This window comes from Staphylococcus petrasii, assembly GCF_002902565.1.
Lineage (GTDB): Bacteria > Bacillota > Bacilli > Staphylococcales > Staphylococcaceae > Staphylococcus > Staphylococcus petrasii.
The window spans coordinates 1-21058 of sequence record NZ_PPRC01000060.1; the positions used below are offsets into that span (position 1 = coordinate 1).

Annotated in this window: 21 protein-coding genes; 16 read left to right on the forward strand and 5 right to left on the reverse strand. The window is 33.3% G+C overall.

Going from position 1 to position 21058, the window contains the following annotated elements; genetic code table 11:
- Positions 1 to 158: 158 nt before the first annotated feature.
- The 9 genes from norA (at position 159) to CD127_RS09505 (ending at position 10299) form a co-directional block, all read left to right on the forward strand.
- Positions 159 to 1331 (forward strand): multidrug efflux MFS transporter NorA, encoded by a 1173-nt coding sequence (norA, locus tag CD127_RS09465; protein ID WP_103366525.1) that lies wholly within the window; start codon positions 159 to 161, stop codon positions 1329 to 1331.
- Between the two features lie 214 nt (positions 1332 to 1545).
- Complete coding sequence (locus CD127_RS09470; RefSeq protein WP_103366526.1) at positions 1546 to 2019, forward strand: hypothetical protein; 474 nt, start codon at positions 1546 to 1548, stop codon at positions 2017 to 2019.
- Between the two features lie 91 nt (positions 2020 to 2110).
- A complete protein-coding gene (ybaK, locus tag CD127_RS09475; protein WP_103366527.1) occupies positions 2111 to 2590 on the forward strand; it encodes a Cys-tRNA(Pro) deacylase in 480 nt (159 codons plus the stop codon).
- 156 nt (positions 2591 to 2746) lie between these two features.
- Positions 2747 to 3508 carry a DeoR/GlpR family DNA-binding transcription regulator gene (locus CD127_RS09480; protein ID WP_103298349.1) on the forward strand — a complete coding sequence of 254 codons (762 nt, stop codon included), beginning with the start codon at positions 2747 to 2749 and terminating at the stop codon, positions 3506 to 3508.
- Entirely contained in the window at positions 3505 to 4425 is a 921-nt protein-coding gene (pfkB, locus tag CD127_RS09485) for a 1-phosphofructokinase (protein WP_103366528.1), read from the forward strand. Before CD127_RS09480 ends, pfkB begins: the two co-directional genes overlap by 4 nt.
- Positions 4426 to 4430: 5 nt before the next feature.
- Complete coding sequence (locus CD127_RS09490) at positions 4431 to 6404, forward strand: PTS fructose transporter subunit IIABC (RefSeq protein WP_103366529.1); 1974 nt, start codon at positions 4431 to 4433, stop codon at positions 6402 to 6404.
- A 419-nt stretch (positions 6405 to 6823) separates the two neighbouring features.
- Positions 6824 to 8206, forward strand: a complete 1383-nt coding sequence (locus CD127_RS09495) for a hemolysin family protein (RefSeq protein WP_103366530.1) — start codon at positions 6824 to 6826, stop codon at positions 8204 to 8206.
- Between the two features lie 102 nt (positions 8207 to 8308).
- Positions 8309 to 9148, forward strand: coding sequence for an aldo/keto reductase (locus tag CD127_RS09500; protein WP_103366531.1), 840 nt, complete (start codon positions 8309 to 8311; stop codon positions 9146 to 9148).
- Between the two features lie 152 nt (positions 9149 to 9300).
- Positions 9301 to 10299 carry a glycosyltransferase family 2 protein gene (locus tag CD127_RS09505; RefSeq protein WP_103297234.1) on the forward strand — a complete coding sequence of 333 codons (999 nt, stop codon included), beginning with the start codon at positions 9301 to 9303 and terminating at the stop codon, positions 10297 to 10299.
- Positions 10300 to 10357: 58 nt separating this feature from the next.
- On the opposite strand, the gene CD127_RS09510 is transcribed toward CD127_RS09505, so the two are convergent.
- The 4 genes from CD127_RS09510 to queC form a co-directional block, all read right to left on the reverse strand.
- On the reverse strand, positions 10358 to 10972 hold the full coding sequence (locus CD127_RS09510) for a hypothetical protein (protein ID WP_103366532.1): 615 nt from the start codon (positions 10970 to 10972) through the stop codon (positions 10358 to 10360).
- Between the two features lie 103 nt (positions 10973 to 11075).
- Positions 11076 to 11792, reverse strand: a complete 717-nt coding sequence (gene queE / locus CD127_RS09515; RefSeq protein ID WP_103366533.1) for a 7-carboxy-7-deazaguanine synthase QueE — start codon at positions 11790 to 11792, stop codon at positions 11076 to 11078.
- Positions 11792 to 12211, reverse strand: coding sequence for a 6-carboxytetrahydropterin synthase QueD (gene queD / locus CD127_RS09520; protein ID WP_103297231.1), 420 nt, complete (start codon positions 12209 to 12211; stop codon positions 11792 to 11794). Before queD ends, queE begins: the two co-directional genes overlap by 1 nt.
- Position 12212: 1 nt before the next feature.
- Positions 12213 to 12884 (reverse strand): 7-cyano-7-deazaguanine synthase QueC, encoded by a 672-nt coding sequence (gene queC, locus CD127_RS09525; RefSeq protein WP_103297230.1) that lies wholly within the window; start codon positions 12882 to 12884, stop codon positions 12213 to 12215.
- A 370-nt stretch (positions 12885 to 13254) separates the two neighbouring features.
- Between queC and CD127_RS09530 the strand changes: the two genes are divergently transcribed.
- From CD127_RS09530 to ltaS, 7 genes are all read left to right on the forward strand, one after another.
- Complete coding sequence (locus CD127_RS09530) at positions 13255 to 13848, forward strand: anthranilate synthase component II (RefSeq protein WP_103366534.1); 594 nt, start codon at positions 13255 to 13257, stop codon at positions 13846 to 13848.
- Positions 13832 to 14977: a chorismate-binding protein gene (locus CD127_RS09535; protein WP_103366535.1), complete on the forward strand. Its 1146-nt coding sequence runs from the start codon at positions 13832 to 13834 to the stop codon at positions 14975 to 14977. Before CD127_RS09530 ends, CD127_RS09535 begins: the two co-directional genes overlap by 17 nt.
- Entirely contained in the window at positions 14978 to 15586 is a 609-nt protein-coding gene (locus CD127_RS09540) for an aminotransferase class IV (protein ID WP_103366536.1), read from the forward strand.
- Positions 15587 to 15650: 64 nt separating this feature from the next.
- Positions 15651 to 15857, forward strand: a complete 207-nt coding sequence (locus CD127_RS09545) for a hypothetical protein (RefSeq protein ID WP_103366553.1) — start codon at positions 15651 to 15653, stop codon at positions 15855 to 15857.
- Positions 15858 to 15901: 44 nt separating this feature from the next.
- On the forward strand, positions 15902 to 16618 hold the full coding sequence (locus CD127_RS09550; protein ID WP_103366537.1) for a 5-oxoprolinase subunit B family protein: 717 nt from the start codon (positions 15902 to 15904) through the stop codon (positions 16616 to 16618).
- Positions 16606 to 17610, forward strand: coding sequence for a 5-oxoprolinase subunit C family protein (locus CD127_RS09555; protein WP_103366538.1), 1005 nt, complete (start codon positions 16606 to 16608; stop codon positions 17608 to 17610). Before CD127_RS09550 ends, CD127_RS09555 begins: the two co-directional genes overlap by 13 nt.
- A gap of 515 nt (positions 17611 to 18125) precedes the next feature.
- On the forward strand, positions 18126 to 20063 hold the full coding sequence (ltaS, locus tag CD127_RS09560) for a polyglycerol-phosphate lipoteichoic acid synthase LtaS (protein ID WP_103366539.1): 1938 nt from the start codon (positions 18126 to 18128) through the stop codon (positions 20061 to 20063).
- Between the two features lie 67 nt (positions 20064 to 20130).
- Here the strand turns inward: ltaS and CD127_RS09565 are convergent, their stop codons facing one another.
- Positions 20131 to 20949, reverse strand: a complete 819-nt coding sequence (locus tag CD127_RS09565; RefSeq protein WP_103297223.1) for a ZIP family metal transporter — start codon at positions 20947 to 20949, stop codon at positions 20131 to 20133.
- Positions 20950 to 21058: the final 109 nt, after the last annotated feature.

The window sequence follows — 21058 nt, forward strand, 5'->3', positions numbered from 1 at the left end:
ACGTTGAGACGCGCTATAAGTTGAATTATTTAGAATTTATAATTTCCTATTGTAATATAGGAAGAGAATAGTATACAATGTTTCAATATTATGTAATTTTTAACTAAAAATATTAATAAAATTTTACAGAGATATATTCTTTGAAAAGAGGTGACAGCATGAAAAAACAATTATTTACATTATATTTCAATATTTTCTTAATCTTTGTAGGTATAGGATTAGTGATTCCAGTTCTACCGGTGTACTTAAAAGATTTAGGGTTAAAAGGGAGCGATCTTGGTATATTAGTCGCAGCCTTTGCGCTATCCCAAATGATTATTTCACCTTTTGGAGGCACCTTAGCAGATAAATTAGGTAAAAAATTAATTATTTGTATCGGTCTTATTTTATTCGCTATTTCAGAATATTTATTTGCAGTAGGTCATCATTTTTCAACATTAATTGTTTCGAGAGTTTTAGGTGGGTTTAGCGCAGGTATGGTCATGCCAGGGGTAACCGGTATGATTGCGGATATTTCGCCAGCCAAAGACAAAGCTAAGAACTTTGGTTATATGTCTGCCATTATTAATTCAGGATTTATCCTTGGACCAGGAATAGGTGGCTTTCTAGCTGAATTCTCACATCGAGCGCCATTTTACTTCGCGGGTACACTCGGCGTTTTAGCATTTATTATGTCTATAATATTAATTCATAATCCACGACATGAATCGAACGAGACATTCCATAGCTTTGAACCAGAAGTCCTTACTAAAATTAATTGGAAAGTCTTTATTACACCAATTATTTTGACACTGGTCTTAGCATTCGGATTATCAGCCTTTGAAACGTTATTCTCATTATATACATCTGAAAAAGCTGGCTATACACCAGGAGATATCTCAATCGCTATCGTTGGCGGTGGTATCGCAGGAGCTGTTTTCCAAGTCTTCTTTTTCGATAAATTTATGAAATATATGACGGAATTAACATTTATTGTGTGGTCATTATTATACTCAGCTATTGTGCTAGGATTACTTATATTATCCAATAGTTACTGGACAATTATGATTATTAGTTTCATTGTCTTTATTGGCTTCGATTTAATTCGTCCAGCACTTACAAACTATTACTCAAATATTGCAGGCAATCGTCAAGGTTTTGCCGGAGGTTTGAACTCTACATTTACTAGCATGGGTAACTTCATAGGCCCACTCGTAGCAGGCGCACTATTCGATATAAATTTAGAATTTCCATTATATATGTCTATCATCGTCATGTTACTTGGCATTCTTATTATTTTTATTGAAAAGGCATTGCAAACGAAACGCCGTGCTCACAATACATCTAAATAAACCTACACTAAACCTCTCTAGTTAATATGAAAATATTAACTAGAGAGGTTATTGTTTTTTACATTTAAGTTGTTAATATGTAACAATATCAAGTCGTTAGGTAATATAACTGTTACAAAGATTACAGTTATTTTAAATTGCAGTCTACATAATTATTTTTGCCCATTTCTATGTTAAGATAAGAAAAAATTTAGAGAGAAATGTGGGTAAGGAGATGAACTTTAAAAACATACTATTAGGTATGGTAGCTATTATTTTATCAATTTGCTTAGCTTTTTTACTGTTTATCGCAACAAATCAAGATGCCTTAGCTAAAGTACATCACACGATTTCTTCATTTTCAAAAATGGGAAAAGTATCAGCAGCCAAAGATATATTAAATATTAGTAGCAACCATACGGCAAAAGCATCCGAAAAGAATGCAGCAGAACAAAAAGCGGAAATTCGTTATAATCAACTACAACAAAACAATACTGAGCCGACACATACGTATTCAGCTGAAGAATGCAAAATTATTGCTGAGAATTATTCAAAGCAACATTACGGGAAAGCAATGCAACTGAATCAAACAGATGAAAACAATCAAGATGTGACATTTACGCTTCAATCTGACAACAGCAAGCAACAAAACGAAATCGCAATTAATAAGATGGGTAAAATTGAACCAATAACAGCAACTAATAAGTGATAGCGCCTTTTCTATGAGTAGGAAAGTGCGCTTTTTTTCTATTTAAACAAAATAGTAGTAGAATAAAGTCGAGTATTAACGAGGTGATAAAATGAAGCATAAGAAAACAAATGCTATGCGTATGTTAGATAGAGCGAAGATTGATTATGAAGTGAGAACTTACGAAGTGGGCGATGGTCATATGGATGGTAAAGCGATTGCTCATATTGTCGGGGCTAATATGGAAGATGTTTATAAGACATTAGTGTTAGAAAATGCAAACCATGATCACTTTGTCTTTGTGATACCTGTAAATGAAACATTAGATTTAAAAGAAGCGGCGCATGTAGTTAATGAGAAGAAACTTACTTTAATGCCAATGGAGAATTTAAAACAAGTGACAGGTTATATTCGTGGTGGCTGTTCACCAGTAGGAATGAAACATCTATTTAAGACTACTATTGATCAATCGGCATTAGATAGAGAAAAAATACATGTGAGTGGAGGCCAACGTGGTATTCAAATCGTGGTCAACGTTAATGATTTAATTGACATTACTCATGCACAAACAGCCAATATCCTTCAAAAATAATGAAATGTATTAACAGATATTGCTTAAATACGAGTTAAGAAGGCAATATCTGTCATTTTTTTTAGATATTTTGAATGTTTTTGAATGTTTTTGATAATTTTTGATTGAAAAATGTAAGCGCACACATTATAATTTGAGGTGAAGAGGGGTGAGGTAATGATTTCGGAAAAACGACATGACATTATACTACAAGAACTGAAGAAAACTAACTTTTTGACCCTTCAAGAATTGATTGAACGCACAGGTTGTAGTGCTTCAACGGTAAGAAGAGATTTATCAAAGTTACAACAATTAGGCCGTCTTCAACGTGTTCACGGAGGAGCGATGCTTAATAGCAAGAGAAATAGTGAACCAGTACTTTCTGAAAAATTATCGTTGAATTTAAAAGAAAAACGAGAAATTGGGAAAGTAGCTGCACAATTAATTCAAGATAATGATTGTATTTTTATGGATGCCGGTTCTTCTACAATTGAAATGATTCCTTTTATAAAAGCGAAAAATATTGTAGTGGTAACTAATGGTCTTACGCATGTGGAAAAACTTTTGAATCAAGGTATTAAAACATTAATGATAGGTGGGGAAGTCAAAGCCACTACACTTGCAACAGTAGGAGCAAGTGCATTACATACTTTAGGTCGTTATTGTTTCGATAAGGCATTTTTAGGAATGAATGGTATTGATCTAAAATATGGTTTTACTACGCCAGATGAAAAAGAAGCATTGATTAAGGAAAAGGCGATTGAACAAGCAACACAATCTTATATTTTACTTGATCAATCAAAACTAGATGAAGTTTATTTTGCGCATGTTCCAATAGGCAATCACAAAGTTGAATTAATCGTATCTAAACAAGTAAAGCTGCATAAGCACTACGCTAAATATAGAGATAAATATCAATTTTTAGGAGGAGAGTCATGATTTACACAGTAACGTTTAATCCATCCATTGATTACATTATGTTTACGGATGGTTTTGAACTTAAAGGTTTAAATAGAGCCAAAGCAACGTATAAATTTGCTGGGGGCAAAGGCATCAATGTATCACGTGTGTTAAAGACACTAGGTGTTCAATCGACTGCTTTAGGCTTTGCTGGAGGCTTTCCAGGAGATTTTATCGCTAATACTCTACAACAAAGTGATATTAAAACAGATTTCATCAAAGTAGATGATGATACACGTATTAACGTTAAATTGAAATCTGGCGATGAAACAGAAATTAATGCCCCAGGTCCTAATGTGACGGATGAACAATTCCAGGCATTGTTAACTCAAATTAAACAAACAACTTCAGAAGATACAGTTATCGTAGCTGGTAGCGTTCCGAAAAGTATTCCAAGTGATGCTTACGCTCAAATAGCTAGCATTACGCAACAAACAGGCGCTAAATTAGTAGTCGATGCTGAAAAAGACTTAGTTAATACAGTATTGAAATATCAACCATTGTTTATTAAACCAAATAAAGATGAGTTGGAAGAAATGTTTAATATGACAGTTACTAGTGACGAAGATGTTGTGAAATATGGTAGAGAAATTTTAAAAGAGGGTGCTCAATCTGTCATTATTTCTTTAGGTGGCGATGGGGCTATCTATATTGATGATAAACGCAGTATTAAAGCACAAAATCCTAAAGGACAAGTCGTGAATACTGTGGGTTCTGGAGACAGTACAGTTGCTGGTATGGTAGCTGGTCTAGAATATGGTTTATCACTAGAAGAAGCTTTTCAACAAGCAGTAGCTTCTGGGACAGCTACAGCATTTACAGAAGATTTAGCGACTATTGAGGATATAGAAAATATTAAATCACAAGTTACTGTTACAGTACTTGATGGGGAGTGAAATAGATGAGAATTACAGAATTACTAACTAAATCAACGATTGCGATGGATTTATCAGCTACAGATAAAAATGGCGTTATCGATGAATTAGTTAATCAATTAGATAAAGCTGGCAAATTAAGTGATATTGCGCAATTTAAAGAAGCTATTCACAATCGTGAATCACAAAGTACAACTGGTATTGGTGAAGGTATTGCCATTCCACATGCTAAAGTGGCTGCCGTAAAATCTCCAGCAATCGCTTTTGGTAAATCTAAAGCTGGCGTTGATTATCAAAGTTTAGACGGACAACCTGCACACTTATTCTTCATGATTGCTGCTCCAGAAGGTGGCGCACAAACACACTTAGATGCATTAGCTAAGTTATCAGGTATTTTAATGGATGACAAAGTAAGAGAAAACTTATTACATGCTAATTCTCCAGAAGAAGTACTTCAAATCATTGATAATGCAGATGATGAAGCGACTAAAGAAGAAGAAAAAGAGGCGCAAGAACAAGAAGCTGCTACAGCTGGCGCGGCAACTACAGGCGCTACAACTCAAGATTCAAACGAACCATATGTACTTGCAGTAACAGCTTGTCCTACAGGTATCGCTCATACTTATATGGCTCGTGACGCTTTGAAAAAACAAGCTGATAAAATGGGAGTTAAAATTAAAGTTGAAACAAATGGTTCTGGTGGTATTAAAAACCATTTAACACAACAAGACATTGAAAGAGCAACAGGTGTAATCGTTGCAGCTGACGTACATGTTGAAACAGATCGTTTCGATGATAAAAACGTTGTTGAAGTACCAGTTGCCGATGGTATTAAACGTCCAGAAGAATTGATTAATACTGCACTTGATACAAGTCGTAAACCTTTCGTAGCTCGTGGAGAAAGTTCAAAATCTAAAGCTGGTGAAAGTAACGAAAAGCAAAGTTTCGGTAAAGCATTTTATAAACACTTAATGAATGGTGTTTCAAATATGTTACCACTTGTTATCGCTGGTGGTATCTTAATGGCAATTGTATTCTTATTCGGAGCTAACTCATTCGATCCTAAGAGTGCTGAACATAATGCATTTGCTGAACAATTATGGAACATCGGTAATAAGAGTGCCTTCGCGTTAATCATTCCAATTTTAGCTGGTTTCATTGCACGTAGTATTGCAGATAAACCAGGTTTCGCAGCTGGTTTAGTTGGCGGTATGTTAGCTATTTCAGGTGGTTCAGGATTTATCGGTGGTATTATTGCAGGTTTCTTAGCAGGTTACTTAACTCAAGGTATTAAATATATTACTCGTGGTTTACCACAAGCTTTAGAAGGTTTAAAACCAACATTAATTTATCCGTTATTAAGTGTGACAATCACTGGTTTATTAATGATTTATGTATTTAACCCTCCAGCAGCATGGTTAAATAACTTATTATTAAATGGCTTAAACAGCTTATCAGGTTCAAACATTATGTTACTTGGTTTAGTTATCGGTGCAATGATGGCTATCGATATGGGTGGTCCATTCAACAAAGCTGCATACGTATTCGCAACAGCTGCTTTAACTGAAGGTAACGCAGCACCAATTACAGCAGCTATGGTTGGTGGTATGATTCCACCATTAGCAATTGCGACAGCAATGGTCATTTTCAAACGTAAATTTACTAAAGAACAACGTGGTTCAATCGTACCAAACTATGTAATGGGACTTTCATTCATCACAGAAGGTGCAATTCCATTCGCAGCAGCTGACCCATTACGTGTAATTCCATCAATGATGGTAGGTTCAGGTGTTGGTGGCGCTATCGCATTAGCACTAGGTTCAAGAATTAACGCGCCACACGGTGGTATCATCGTTATCGCAGCTACAGACTTTAGCCACATCGTACAAACATTAATCGCTTTAGTCGTAGGTACTTTAGTTTCAGCGTTTATGTACGGTATCTTAAAACCTAAATTAACACATGATGAAATTAAAGCATCTGAATCTATGGATGAATAATATAGTAGATTAATCGATCTCTTGCTCTTGAAAAATAGGGCAAGAGATTTTTATTTAAAATGGATGTTAAAACATGCAAAAATGGGTAGACATATGAGAGTATAGAATAGAAGGAAAAAGGTTTAGCTATAAAGAACTTATGCTCTGGGAAATCCTAAATGTTTTTGTCTAGACCTTCCTTGACTATTATGCAATCTTAGTTTTAAATGATAAGTTGTAACTTTTCAATTAAAAGAGTTACATTCAACTATTTATAATTAATATATGATAAAATAAAAGTAATACATTTTTTCGGGGGTGTCGCAATGGGAAGGTCTTAACATGTGAATATATTGTAATTAGGCAGAACGCAATAAATCCGTGTTACTCATATGGGACACATAATATTTGGAGGTGAATCCCTAGAAATAGGGAATTAATTGGAAACAGCGACCATAATTAACTTAGTAGTATTTTTTCTATTAATTGCACTTACTACAGTATTTGTAGGTTCAGAGTTTGCTTTAGTAAAGGTACGTTCAACTCGAATTGAACAATTAGCTGATGAAGGTAACGGTAGTGCAAAGATTGTTAAAAAAATGATTGCCAATTTAGACTATTATTTATCAGCATGTCAATTAGGTATTACAGTTACATCTTTAGGATTAGGTTGGTTAGGTGAACCAACGTTTGAGAAATTGATGCATCCGTTATTCGATTTACTTCATTTACCTGATGCATTAACAACAACAATTTCATTTGTTATCTCATTCATTGTTGTAACATATTTACATGTTGTTTTAGGTGAATTAGCACCTAAATCTTTAGCAATTCAACATACAGAGAAATTAGCATTAACATATGCTAGACCTTTATATTATTTCGGAAATATCATGAAACCATTAATCTGGTTAATGAATGGTTCTGCTCGCGTCATTATTAGAATGTTAGGTGTAGATCCAGATGCTCAAACTGATGCGATGTCAGAAGAAGAAATAAAAATTATTATTAACAATAGTTATAATGGTGGGGAAATTAACCAAACAGAGCTTAACTATATGCAAAATATCTTTTCATTCGATGAAAGACATGCGAAAGATATCATGGTACCTCGTACACAATTAGTGACATTAAATGAGCCATTTAACGTGGATGAATTATTACAAACAATTAAAGAGCATCAATTTACACGTTATCCAATTACAGAAGATGGCGATAAAGACCATATTAAAGGGTTTATTAACGTGAAAGAATTCTTAACTGAATATGCATCAGGTAAGACAATTAAGATTGCTAATTATATTCATGAGTTACCAATGATTTCGGAAACAACGCGTATCAGCGATGCTTTAGTGAGAATGCAACGTGAACATGTTCATATTAGTTTAATTATCGATGAATATGGTGGTACTGCTGGTATCTTAACGATGGAAGATATTCTTGAAGAAATTGTTGGTGAAATCAGAGATGAGTTTGACGATGACGAAGTAAACGATATCGTTAAACTTGAAGACGATACGTACCAAATCAATGGACGTGTCCTTTTAGATGATTTAAACGAACAGTTTGGTATTGAATTTGAAGATTCAGAAGATATCGATACAATTGGTGGTTGGTTACAAGCTCACAACACTAATTTACAAGTGGATGATCATATTGATACCGAATATGATCGTTGGATTATTTCTGAAATGGACAATCATCAATTAGTTTGGGTTATTCTAAAATATCAATTTCTTGAAACTAGATCAACGATTGATGATGAAGACGATGAAGATAATCAAGACCATAAACATAAGCATAAACAAGATGCTGATGAATAAACTATCTGACACTTGGGTACTAAAACCTAAGTGTCTTTATTTTTATACATATCCCGTATAAAGTTATAATAATTTTAAGAAGAAAATAGAGGAGAGTAAATCATGGTTAACGATACACAATTATTAGACAATGGTTATCCTATGCCTAAAGTAGGTTTAGGTGTTTATAAAGTTACTGAAGATGAAATGGAAACAGCGATTCAAGCTGCGATAGAAGATGGTTATCGTGCATTTGATACAGCTTATTTCTATGGAAATGAACAAGCGTTAGGTAAAGCACTTAAAAATAGTGGCGTTCCACGCGAGGATTTATTTATTACATCTAAATTATGGAATGATTATCAAGGTTATGAAAGTACATTAGATTATTTTAATAAGTCATTAGAGAACTTAGGCGTTGATTACTTAGATTTATATTTAATTCATTGGCCTTGTGAAAAAGATGATTTATATATTGAATCATATAAAGCGCTAGAAAAGCTATATGAAGAAGGTAAGGTAAAGGCAATTGGTGTTTGTAACTTTAAAGAACATCATTTAGAAAAATTAATGGCTGCTACTGATATTGTGCCTCATATTAATCAAATTGAAGTACATCCTTTTTTTAATCAACAAGAGCTTCAAGACTACTGTGATAAACATGATATTGTAGTCACAGCTTGGATGCCACTAATGCGTAATAGAGGTTTATTCGACGATCCAGTTATTACTAAATTAGCAGAACAATATGATAAAACGCCTGCGCAAATTATATTGAGATGGCATTTAGCTCATAATCGTATCGTGATTCCGAAATCTAAGACGCCTTCACGTATTCGTGAAAATCACGATATCTTTGATTTTAATTTAGAATTGACTGAGATAGCTGAAATAGATAGCTTAAATAAAAATGCACGCCAAGGTAAGGACCCTGATGACGTTAATATTGGGGATTTAAAATAGTCTTTTCCATTTAAATTTGTGAGTTAAAAATACATTTTTGTTGATTTAATACAATTATTATTTTTTATTTGTTAATTACATAGTTTTAGGTAGAATATTTATTAATTTTATTGATAAAATAATATTAAGAATGTAGAAAAGGATGTAATTGAATGAAAATCAGAGTCATTGTGCCTTGCTTTAACGAAGGTGAAGTCGTAGCGAAGACCTACGACAAATTGACTGAAATTTTGATGGAAGATAGTGTGGTTAAAGATTATAGCTATGACCTATTATTTATTGATGATGGAAGTAAAGATGATACCATTGATCACATCCAAAACTTAGCAGCCACAGATAAGCACGTTAAGTATATTTCTTTCAGTCGAAATTTTGGAAAAGAATCAGCAATGATTGCTGGTTTTCAGCATAGTGTAGATTTTGATGCTGTAGTAATGATCGATGGAGATTTACAACATCCTCCAGAGTTTATTCCCAAAATGATCGATGGCTATTTAGAAGGTTATGACCAAGTAATAGCGCAACGTGACCGTACGGGAGAGAATTTTGCGAGAAAATCAATGACGAAACTATACTATAAATTGATTAATAGCTTTGTAGAGGATATTAAATTTATCGATGGTGTCGGTGACTTTAGATTATTAAGTCAACGTGCTGTAAAATCAATCGCTTCTTTAAAAGAGTATAATCGCTTTTCAAAAGGATTATTTGAATGGATAGGCTATAATACTAAAATCTTCACTTATAAAAATGTAGAACGTGAAGCGGGACAATCGAAATGGACGTTCACTAAATTATTGAATTATGGTATCGACGGTTTAATCTCTTTCAATAACAAACCTTTAAGAGCAATGATTTATCTTGGGATGTTTGTATTTGGTTTAAGTATTGTATATATTCTTTATTTATTAATTGGGATTATGGTGAATGGAATCAATAACCCTGGATACTTCACAACGATTGCTGCAGTATTATTGTTAGGTGGCATTCAATTGATTTCAATAGGAATTGTGGGCGAATACATTGGTCGTATTTATTATGAAGTGAAACAACGACCTAAATATATCGTTCAAGCTTCCAATTTGGAACCAACTTTTGAAAATGATGGCGTCACACAACATCAAGAGCGCGAAAAAGAAAACGTTCATTAACGTTAAATAGTAAATATAAAAATGCTTGAAGAACACATTGAGGAGTCTTCAAGCATTTTTACATTTGTTTAGATATATTGCGTTGCGATTGTATTGATTTCAACTGCCATAGAATATAAACACCAAATAACAAGTAAATAATTACAAATACGTACCAAAATGGTGTTAAAAGTGTAAGCAATACAATCGAAATAATGATAATGACGTGACCAGTCATAAATGGATGTTTAATTTTTCTAAGTAATTTAATACGTTGAAGCTCATTTGTATTAAAAGTAGCTGAGAAAATAATTACAGCCCCGATAATAAAAATAGTTGGTGCAAGATAAGGAACTGACATATACACAGAATGATCACTTGTTCCAAATGTTATAAATAAAGAACAACTAATAATAATTGCGAATATAAGTGCAATAGATTTATATTCTTTAATGATAAAAGTATAGCCTTTAATTTTTAAATAATATTGGAGTCCTAACCAACATAAGAAAAACACAATTGAACATAACGTTATAAAATTAAACTTTTCAATGACAATAATATTAATAAAAGCGTTAATAGTAATAGCAATTAATACGGAGCTAAACTTAAGCTGTTTAAAACGATGTCGATATAAGTCGAAACCGAAAATGCCAAGCACAATGGCAATGTTAATTAATACATAAATAATCATGTTGTACTCCTATCACACTTAGTTCATTAGAATATTATAGCAATTTAAACAAACTTAATCATTTCAAAACACTCAATAAATATTTACTTACTATAATATTATATTAAACGCCTTTTTTATTACTCCATAATAACGTGTGTAGTTGTGGTAAAACATATACATGGTTCATATCGTTACTTTGCATGACTGTATCAACTAATGCTTCATAACGTTCTAATAATTTTTCAGTATGATTTGCGACATCATCATCTAAATAAGGGTTGCCTACTTGTAAATAGAAAGGAATAGTAGGGTAGCGATGATGAATCATCTTCGCGAACTCGTAATCTTTATCATCGAAAATGACAACTTTTAAATTTAACGACTCATGGACACATTGTTCAATCACGCTATCTAAAATGTCTAGATTTGGCGTCATAGTAGAACTAGGTGGTTTAGGACTAATCGTTAAATCATCAATTTGAGTCATCCACGGTTGGAACTTACTGCCTTGTGTTTCTAAAGCAGTATAAATATTTTTCTCTTCAAATAAATCAACTAAATCTTGAATGCCTTTAATTAAAGCTGGGTTACCACCTGAAATAGTGACATGATCGAAATGGTCGCCCCCAACTTCACGCAATTGATCATAGATTTCTTCAGCAGTCATCAATTGAATGTCTTCTTTAGCACTACCATCCCACGTAAAGGCTGAATCACACCAGCTACAACGATAATCACATCCTGCTGTGCGCACGAACATTGTTTTACGTCCAATGACACGACCCTCACCTTGGATAGTAGGGCCGAATATCTCTAATACCGGAATTTTAGCTGCCATTATTTAAACTCCTTAGGACGATAAACTACATAACTAGACGGCGTTTCACGCAAATACACTTGAACGCAGTGCGGTTGATTATCGTAAGTTTGTAAATGTGATTCGACAATGTCATAAATCGTTTGTGCTACGATTTCAGTTGAAGGACTTTTACCTTTAAACTGAGGTAAATCATTTAATAAATAATGATCAAATTGGTCGTGAATCAGTTTTTTTAAATCACTAAAATTAATTAAAAAGCCGTTATGATCTAACGTATCGCCAGCAATTGTTAAATTAACAAAGTAAGTATGGCCATGGGTTCTCATACATTTGCCAGCATCTTCACTTGGAATGAAATGCGCAGCTGAAAAGTTAAAGTCTTTGTTTAATTCAAAACTGTAAGGATGATTTACTTGTGGATAGATTTGTTGAAACATATTATTTCGCTCCTTTAGTTTCTAAATATTGTTCAAGACCACGTTGACGTAGTTTGCATGCTGGGCATTCTCCACAGCCGTCGCCAACAATGCCGTTATAACAAGTTAATGTATTATAGCGAACGTAATCTAATACGCCTAATTCGTCGCTAAGTTCCCATGTTTGTGCTTTGTCTAACCACATTAATGGTGTGTGAATAACGAAATCTTTATCCATTGAAAGACTTAATGTTACATTCATAGATTTAATGAAGCTATCACGGCAGTCAGGATAGCCGGAGAAATCAGTTTCACATACGCCAGTGATAATGTGTTTGGCATTAAGTTGATATGCAAGCGCGCCAGCGAATGATAAGAATAATAAATTACGTGCAGGCACGAAAGTATTTGGAATACCATCTTCGCCAGTTTCAATGTCCATATCATGTTGTGTTAAAGCATTTGGAGTTAATTGAGACAATAATGACATATCAAGAACATGATGTTTTAACCCTTGTTCCTTTGCGATTTGTTTTGCGACTTCTATTTCCGTATCGTGACGTTGCCCGTAATTAAACGTTACTAATTCTACATCTTTGAAATGCTTTTTAGCGTAAAATAAACACGTTGTGCTATCTTGACCTCCGCTAAATACTACAATTGCTTTGTCCTTATTTAAGGTTTGTTGCGTCATAATTATTCTCCTTTTGAAAAGATGATTAATAGTGGATTGCCGATAAATAACCTAGCCATCTTTTTTAAGGCAAAGAAAAAAGCCTATCTCTATAAAAAAGATAGACTTCTGAAATATTAAAAATAAGTTAGTATAGCTACTTATTGTGTTTAAAAGGAAATATTTCTTTAAGTGTCTAGTTTTTTATAGAGGGTTTCAGCTAGGAACCTCTGTCGATTCATTTTTAGTACGCTAGTTAGATTAATATAATCAAACCGTAAAATCAAGTAATATTTCTAAATGTGAGTAAGGTAAGCCCTTACATTTTCGTGGTTAGAGAATTTATAATAAAATTGAAGAATATATTTGTTGGAAAGTTGGAGTAATCTCAATGATAGTAGTAATAGATAATAAAGATTCATTTACATATAATTTAATTGATTACATAAAAACTGAAACGACGTTACCACTTCAAGTTTACGAAGTAGATGACGTATCGATGGATAAGTTGTCCCAATTACAAATCGATGCCATAGTGATCTCACCAGGTCCAGGTAAACCAAGTGATTATCCTATTTTAAAGGAAGTCATGCAACATTATGAAGGCGAAATTCCTATCTTAGGCGTATGTTTAGGCTTTCAATTTATATTTGAATATTATGGGGGCCGTATTATTCATGGCACGAAACCAATACATGGCCATACGACTCGCTTAAATCATTCAGGTACCGGGATATTTAAAGATTTACCGCAACAGTTTGAAGTCATGCGTTATCATTCGTTAATTGCTGATAAAGCGACACTGCCTTCTCAGTTACAGATAACTGCGTACAATGAAGAAGATATTCCAATGGCAATAGAACATAAATCATTGCCTATTTATGCAGTCCAATATCATCCAGAGTCTATTTTAAGTGAATATGGACATGAGCAATTACGTCATTTTTTCTCGAAAGTAGGGTTAGTTAATGAATATCACATTTAATTATCGTTATTATATCAATCCTGATAACTATGAAACGCATCAATTATCCTTTGACACGTACGCGAATAAATCGCTAGCTTATTCATTAAATGATGTCGGGAATGTTGTTCGATTTGCGGAAAAGGAACAAAAACTAGGGCGCTACGTGGCAGTTTATTTAACTTATGAAGCGGCAGCTTATTTCAACAATAAAATGGCAACGTATCACCTTGAACATGATGATTTATATGCGGTAGCTTATAGTTTTAATGTGAAAGATGCTCAAGCGTCTTCATTGGAAAATGCGTCTAGCTATGTGCCAAAACACAATTTTACTTTTCAAGAAAGTGATGAACAAATGCGCTTGAAAATACAACAAGTGCAAGCGGCCATTGTAGAAGGTGAAACGTATCAAGTAAACTACACGACGCGTTTAACGAGTGATATTCATTATCCCATTTCGGAATTATATGCGTATTTGACCCAAACAAATAATGGTGGTTATACGGCTTTATTAGATACGGAAGACATCCAAGTCGCTTCTATTTCACCAGAACTCTTTTTCCAAAAAGGAGAATTTAATGGAGAAAGTGATGTTATTGTGAGCAAGCCGATGAAAGGAACGATGCCTCGAAGCGCGGATAAAAAAGAAGATGTGCTCAATTACGAAACGCTACAAAATTCACTTAAAGACCGTGCAGAAAATGTGATGATTGTTGATTTATTGCGCAACGATATTTCAAGAATTTCTGAAACTGGCACAATTAAAGTCTATAAGCCGTTTTTCATTGAAACGTATAAAACGGTATATCAAATGACGAGTATGGTCACAGGTCATTTAATTAATGAGACATCTTTACACGACATTTTAAAAGCACTATTCCCTTGTGGTTCTATTACTGGCGCGCCGAAACTTAATACTATGTCTTACATTAAATTATTAGAGATTGGACCACGTTCTATTTATTGTGGATCAATTGGGCTAATGATGCCGGATGATAAAATGATATTTAACATTCCTATTCGCACATTAGAATATCGACAAGATAAGGCTGTTTATGGAGTAGGTGCAGGGATTACGATAGACTCTGTACCAGAAAATGAAGTGCAAGAGTTTCGTGATAAAACGAAGATATTGGAGATGTTATAAATGCAATTATTTGAAACCATGCGTCTTGAAAATGGCAAAATTCGACGATTTCAATATCATACCGCTCGATTAAAACAATCATGTGCACGTTTGGAGTTTTCATTTTCAGAGAGAGAATGGGAACAATATGTAGAAAAAATAAAATCACAAAATTCAGAGGGCATATTTCGATTAAAAATTGAAATAGATAAAGAAGGACAATTATCACATATTATCAAACCATTAATGGCCAAAAATGAATTTACGGCTGAATTTAAAGAAAGCGATGCTGCTTGTGCAAAAGAATATGTGATTAATAAAACGACGGAGCGTCAACATCTCGACCACAATCATCGCACGGATTTAGTCTTACTGTATAGTGAGACGGGTAAAATCTTAGAATTTGATATTGGCAATATTATGATTGAAGAAAATGGCCAATACTATACACCAAGTTATGAGGAAGACTTTCTATTAGGTTGCATGCGCCAAAGTTTAATTGATGCGCATAAATTATTGATTAAAGATTATAATAAAGATGAATTAATTGAAAAACTACAGGCAAATAAGGTTCGAATCTATCTTTTAAACAGTTTGCGAGAGGTTGCCGAGGTTTCTATTTATATATAGAATGTGAATGGAAGATTGTCTAATAGAAATGATAAAAAATTCAAATGAAGTAATGGAGCGGATTATGGTAATTGTATGGCTTGTAATCATCGTCGTGTTAAATATCTTGGGAAAATGGCAAGCAAATCGTTATTTACAACGAAATGCTGTAATCAAAGCACGTCTTGTAGCAACTATAGTTGTGTTATTACAATGCTTGTGCGTTTACCTGTTTATGAGAACGCTTATTCCGTATATCGTTGAATTTTTAAATATTTTTTATCATCATTAAAATAGAACGGCAATATTAAAATATAGTAAGTATGAGGTGGAGTTATGAAAATTTATAGCCAAGGAGATCAAGCAATTGTTATTGCGATAGAAAAAGATGTCTCGCAAAATGTTACAAGAGATTTAATAGCTGTACGTCATCATTTATTAGAGAAAAATCTCCCATTTATTACTGAAATTGTTCCAACTGAATCAGATATGATGATTTGTTATGACGCTAGAGATATGATTAAACATCATCATATTACTTCACCTTTTCAATATATGAAAGATCTTGTGCACTCAATTCATGAAGAAATAAAAGTACTTAATTTAAATGAAGAGGATAGTACCTCTCATAATATTCCTATTATTTATGGAGAAGAATTCGGTCCGGATTTAGAGGGTTTGTTAAGTTATTACAATATTACAAAAGAAGAATTTATTAAGTTACATTCTGAAAATCAATATTTTGTTTCGATGATGGGATATTTACCAGGATTCCCATATTTAACTGGGATGAATGAAGCATTATATGTCAATCACACGTGTGAAGAGAAAAAATTAGTTAGAGCTGGATCGGTTATTATAGAAGGTAAAAAGTGTGGCATTGTAACGACTGATACATATAATGACTGGCTAGTTATAGGATACACGCCGGTACATTTATTTAATCCTAATCAAGAAGATTTCAATTTATTGAAATTAGGAGATAGTGTCACTTTTCAACCTAAAGAACGTAAAGAAATAGAATTAGGAGATTTTAAACCATGTCAATCATAATAGAAAGAGCAGGATTATTTAGCAGCTTTCAAGATTTTGGACGTTATGGATATGAACATGCAGGCGTCATTCCTTGCGGTGCTCTAGATTCACTAGGTCACGAAATAGCGAATCGTCTTGTCGCGAATGATAAAAATGAGGCTACACTCGAAATGACACACGTGATGGCGAAAATTCGTTTTACTGAGCCTACTTTAATTGCATTAACAGGCAATAATTTTGAAGCGTACACTCAAAAAATGAAAATTAAGCCTTATAAATTATATCTGGTAGAAAAAGATGATGTTTTATCTTTTAAAGAAACGAATAAAACCTCTCGCGTTTATCTTGCGGTAGGCGGCGGCTTCAAATTAGATTCATGGTTAGGTTCAACATCAACTGATTTAAAGGTGAATATTGGAGGCTTCCATGGTCGTACGCTTGAAAACGGTGATGTAATTGAAATGAAACGCCAATATACTGATCGTCATCATAAACTTTTTGAAAATTTAGCGGAAAAGCATACGACAGATTGGGGCATCGATGGATATGCTTTATCATTTAATTATATTTCGGATGTCTTCCACGTCGTAGCCAATAAGGGAACTGAAGATTTTGATGAGGAAACAAAGTCAAATTTCATACACGGAGATTACAAAGTGACCAACAAATCTAACCGTGTGGGAATGTTACTTGACGGTAAAAAAATTAGAGCTTATTACGACGATATGCCAGCACATCAACCTGTTAAAAAAGGTACAATACAAGTAAAGCGTGATGGTACCCCAATTATTTTATTGAATGATCATTACACAATTGGAAGTTATCCTCAAATTGGCACAATTGCTAGCTATCATTTAACTAAGTTAGCTCAAAAGCCACAAGGCGCTCGTTTGAAATTTCAATTTATAGATATTGAAACCGCTGAAAAGAACGTTGTGAAGTTTAGTAACTGGATGAATCAATTATTCCATGGCATTGAGTTTCGTATGCAAATGGAAATGATGAAATAACGTAAATTTTACAGTTTTATTGAAAAAATAATGAGTTTTAGAAGTGTGTAATTACACTTTGTAGGTCCGTAGTCTGATTAAATTAACATGACAAGAAGTTATAATATATAAATCAGTTTTAAAAAATAAGCAAGTGAGTTATTTATAAAGGTATTGTGTTTTTTCTTGATAAATGAGTAAAAATACTATATATTTATATATTGAACTATGACGCTTTATTACAGTAATATTACAAACTTCATTGTTCCTTAATAAATAATTAACAATTAATAGAATAGTGCCAAATATGTTTTGAAATTAAGATGGTTCATTTAAGCTAAATAAACTTGAGGCTAAAACCTCTTTAGCTAAAAACTAATATTACGCACTTTCTTCCAATAAAGATTTAAATGAATTTAAAAGCGAAACGAATTATGAGTACTTGCATTACGGACATATTTGAGTGAGTGTTTAAGTCTTTCAATAGTCTTTAACATTTCTTCAAAGTTGAATAACTACAAACGGAGGAAACATTCATGAGTTTACACAAAAAGAAAATAAGTCTTTTTGCGTTTTTCTTATTAACTGTTTTTACAGTGACTTTAAAGACGTATTTTTCATACTATGTTGATTTTTCTTTGGGTGTTAAAGGACTAGTACAAAACTTAATACTACTGATGAATCCATATAGTCTAATTGCGCTTATTTTAAGTGTGTTCTTATTCTTTAAAGGCAAAAAGGCATATTGGTTCATCTTTATCGGCGGTTTTTTATTAACGTTCTTACTTTATGCGAACGTAGTGTATTTTAGATTCTTCTCAGACTTTTTAACATTTAGTACGCTTAACCAAGCAAGTAATGTTGAATCAATGGGAGGAGCAGTAGGTGCTTCATTTAAATGGTATGACTTTGTTTACTTCTTAGATACTATTGTTTATCTGTTCATCCTTATCTTCAAAGGTAGTTGGTTAGATAAACGCGTATTTAGTAAAAAGTTTGTACCAGTAGTAATGGCGGCTTCTGTAGCGCTATTCTTCTTAAATCTTGCATTTGCTGAAACAGATCGTCCTGAATTATTAACACGTACGTTTGACCATAAATACTTAGTTAAATATTTAGGACCATATAACTTCACTGTATATGATGGTGTTAAAACTATTCAGAATAACCAACAAAAAGCGTTAGCATCTGAAGATGATTTAACTAAAGTTTTAAATTATACGAAACAAAAAAATACAGAGCCTAACCCAGAATATTTCGGTGCGGCTAAAAAGAAAAATATCATTAAAATTCATTTAGAAAGTTTCCAAACTTTCCTTATTAACAAAAAAGTAAATGGTAAAGAAGTAACACCATTCTTAAACAAATTATCAACTGGTAATGATGATTTCAGATACTATCCAAACTTCTTCCACCAAACTGGACAAGGTAAAACATCAGATGCCGAATTTACAATGGATAACAGTCTTTACGGTTTACCACAAGGTTCTGCTTATTCATTAAAAGGCGATAATACGTATCAATCTTTACCAGCTATTTTAGACCAAAAAGAAGGTTATACTTCTAATGTAATGCATGGTGACTATAAAACGTTCTGGAACCGTGACCAAATTTACAAACACTTTGGTATCGATAAATTCTATGATGCAACTTACTACGATATGTCAGATGAAAATATCGTTAACTTAGGTTTAAAAGATAAACCATTCTTTAAAGCATCAGCAGATTATCAAGCTAAAATGAAACAACCGTTTTATTCACACTTAATTACATTAACGAACCATTATCCATTTACGTTAGAGCCTCAAGATGCAGATATTGATAAACCAAATACTGGTGACTCAACTGTTGATGGTTATATCCAAACTGCACATTATCTTGACCAAGCTCTAGAAGAGTACATCACTGACCTTAAGAAGAAAGGTCTATATGATAACTCAGTTATTATGATTTACGGTGACCACTATGGTATTTCTGAGAACCATAATAACGCAATGGAAAAATTATTAGGTGAGAAAATTACACCAGCTAAATTTACTGACTTGAACCGTACTGGTTTCTGGTTGAAGATTCCTGGTAAATCAGGCGGCGTAGATGAAACTTATGCTGGTCAAATGGACGTTATGCCAACTATCTTACATTTAGTAGGTATTGATAGTAAAAACTACTTAATGTTTGGTACAGATATGTTATCTAAAGATCATAATGATGTAATTCCATTCCGTAACGGTGACTTTATTACTAAAGATTATAAATATGTTAACGGTAAAGTTTACTCAAATAAAGATAACGAACTATTAACGACACCACCTAAAGATTTAGAAAAGAATAAGAAACAGGTTGAAAAAGATTTAGAAATGAGTGACAACGTGTTAAACGGTGACTTATTCAGATTCTATAAAAACCCTGATTTCAAAAAAATAGATCCATCAAAATATGAATATAAAACTGGTCCAAAAGGTAACCAGAAATAATGCAAAAAAGCAGATTGAACGAAGCAACGTTCAATCTGCTTTTTTCATATATTTAATTAATGAACTACTAGCCAAGTGCGACGTCTAATATCATCATAATGGTAAAACCAACCATTAAACTCAATGTGGCTAAATCGGTATTATTACCCGATTGAGAGTCTGGTATGAGTTCTTCTACGACTACAAATATCATGGCACCTGCAGCAAATGCCAATGCATAAGGTAGTACTGGAGTAATAAATATAATGGTCGCTGCGCCTATTGTTGCGAAGATAGGTTCGACAATAGCGGAAGCTTGGCCATAATTAAAGGCTTTCCAACGAGAAGCACCCGCTGCTCTAATAGGCATTGATAAAGCTGCACCTTCTGGTATATTTTGAATCCCTATACCAATTGCTAAACCTAAAGCGCCGAAAAAGGTTGCTTTGCCATTACCTGTAGCAATACCTCCAAATGCCACACCGATAGATAAACCTTCAGGAATATTATGTAAAGTAATCGCTAAAACTAATAACGCATTTTTACTTAACGACGTTTTAACACCTTCTCTATATTGGCTATTATCTCCAACTTTTTGGTGAATATGAGGAATGACATAGTCTAGCCCACGAATAAATATACCACCTAAAAGAAATCCAACAGCAGCTGGAACCCAGGCAGGTAAAGAACTATCTTTACCGTACTCTATAGAAGGTTGCAATAAAGACCAAAAACTTGCAGCAATCATAATACCGGCTGCGAAACCTTGCATAGATGTTAAAACTTTATGATTTACTGTTTTAAATATAAACACCGCAGCTGCCCCTAAAGCGGTTAATAACCAAGTAATAATACCAGCTATTAATGCTTGTAAATAGGGCGGTAAACTTTCAAAAAAGTCTATCATAACTCTTGTCTCCTTGTATCATTTACACTTAAAAAGGTGTATAATATATAGAACTGAATTAAGCTTATCAAAATTATTTTGAAATTTCGATATTTCGATACAAAAGGAA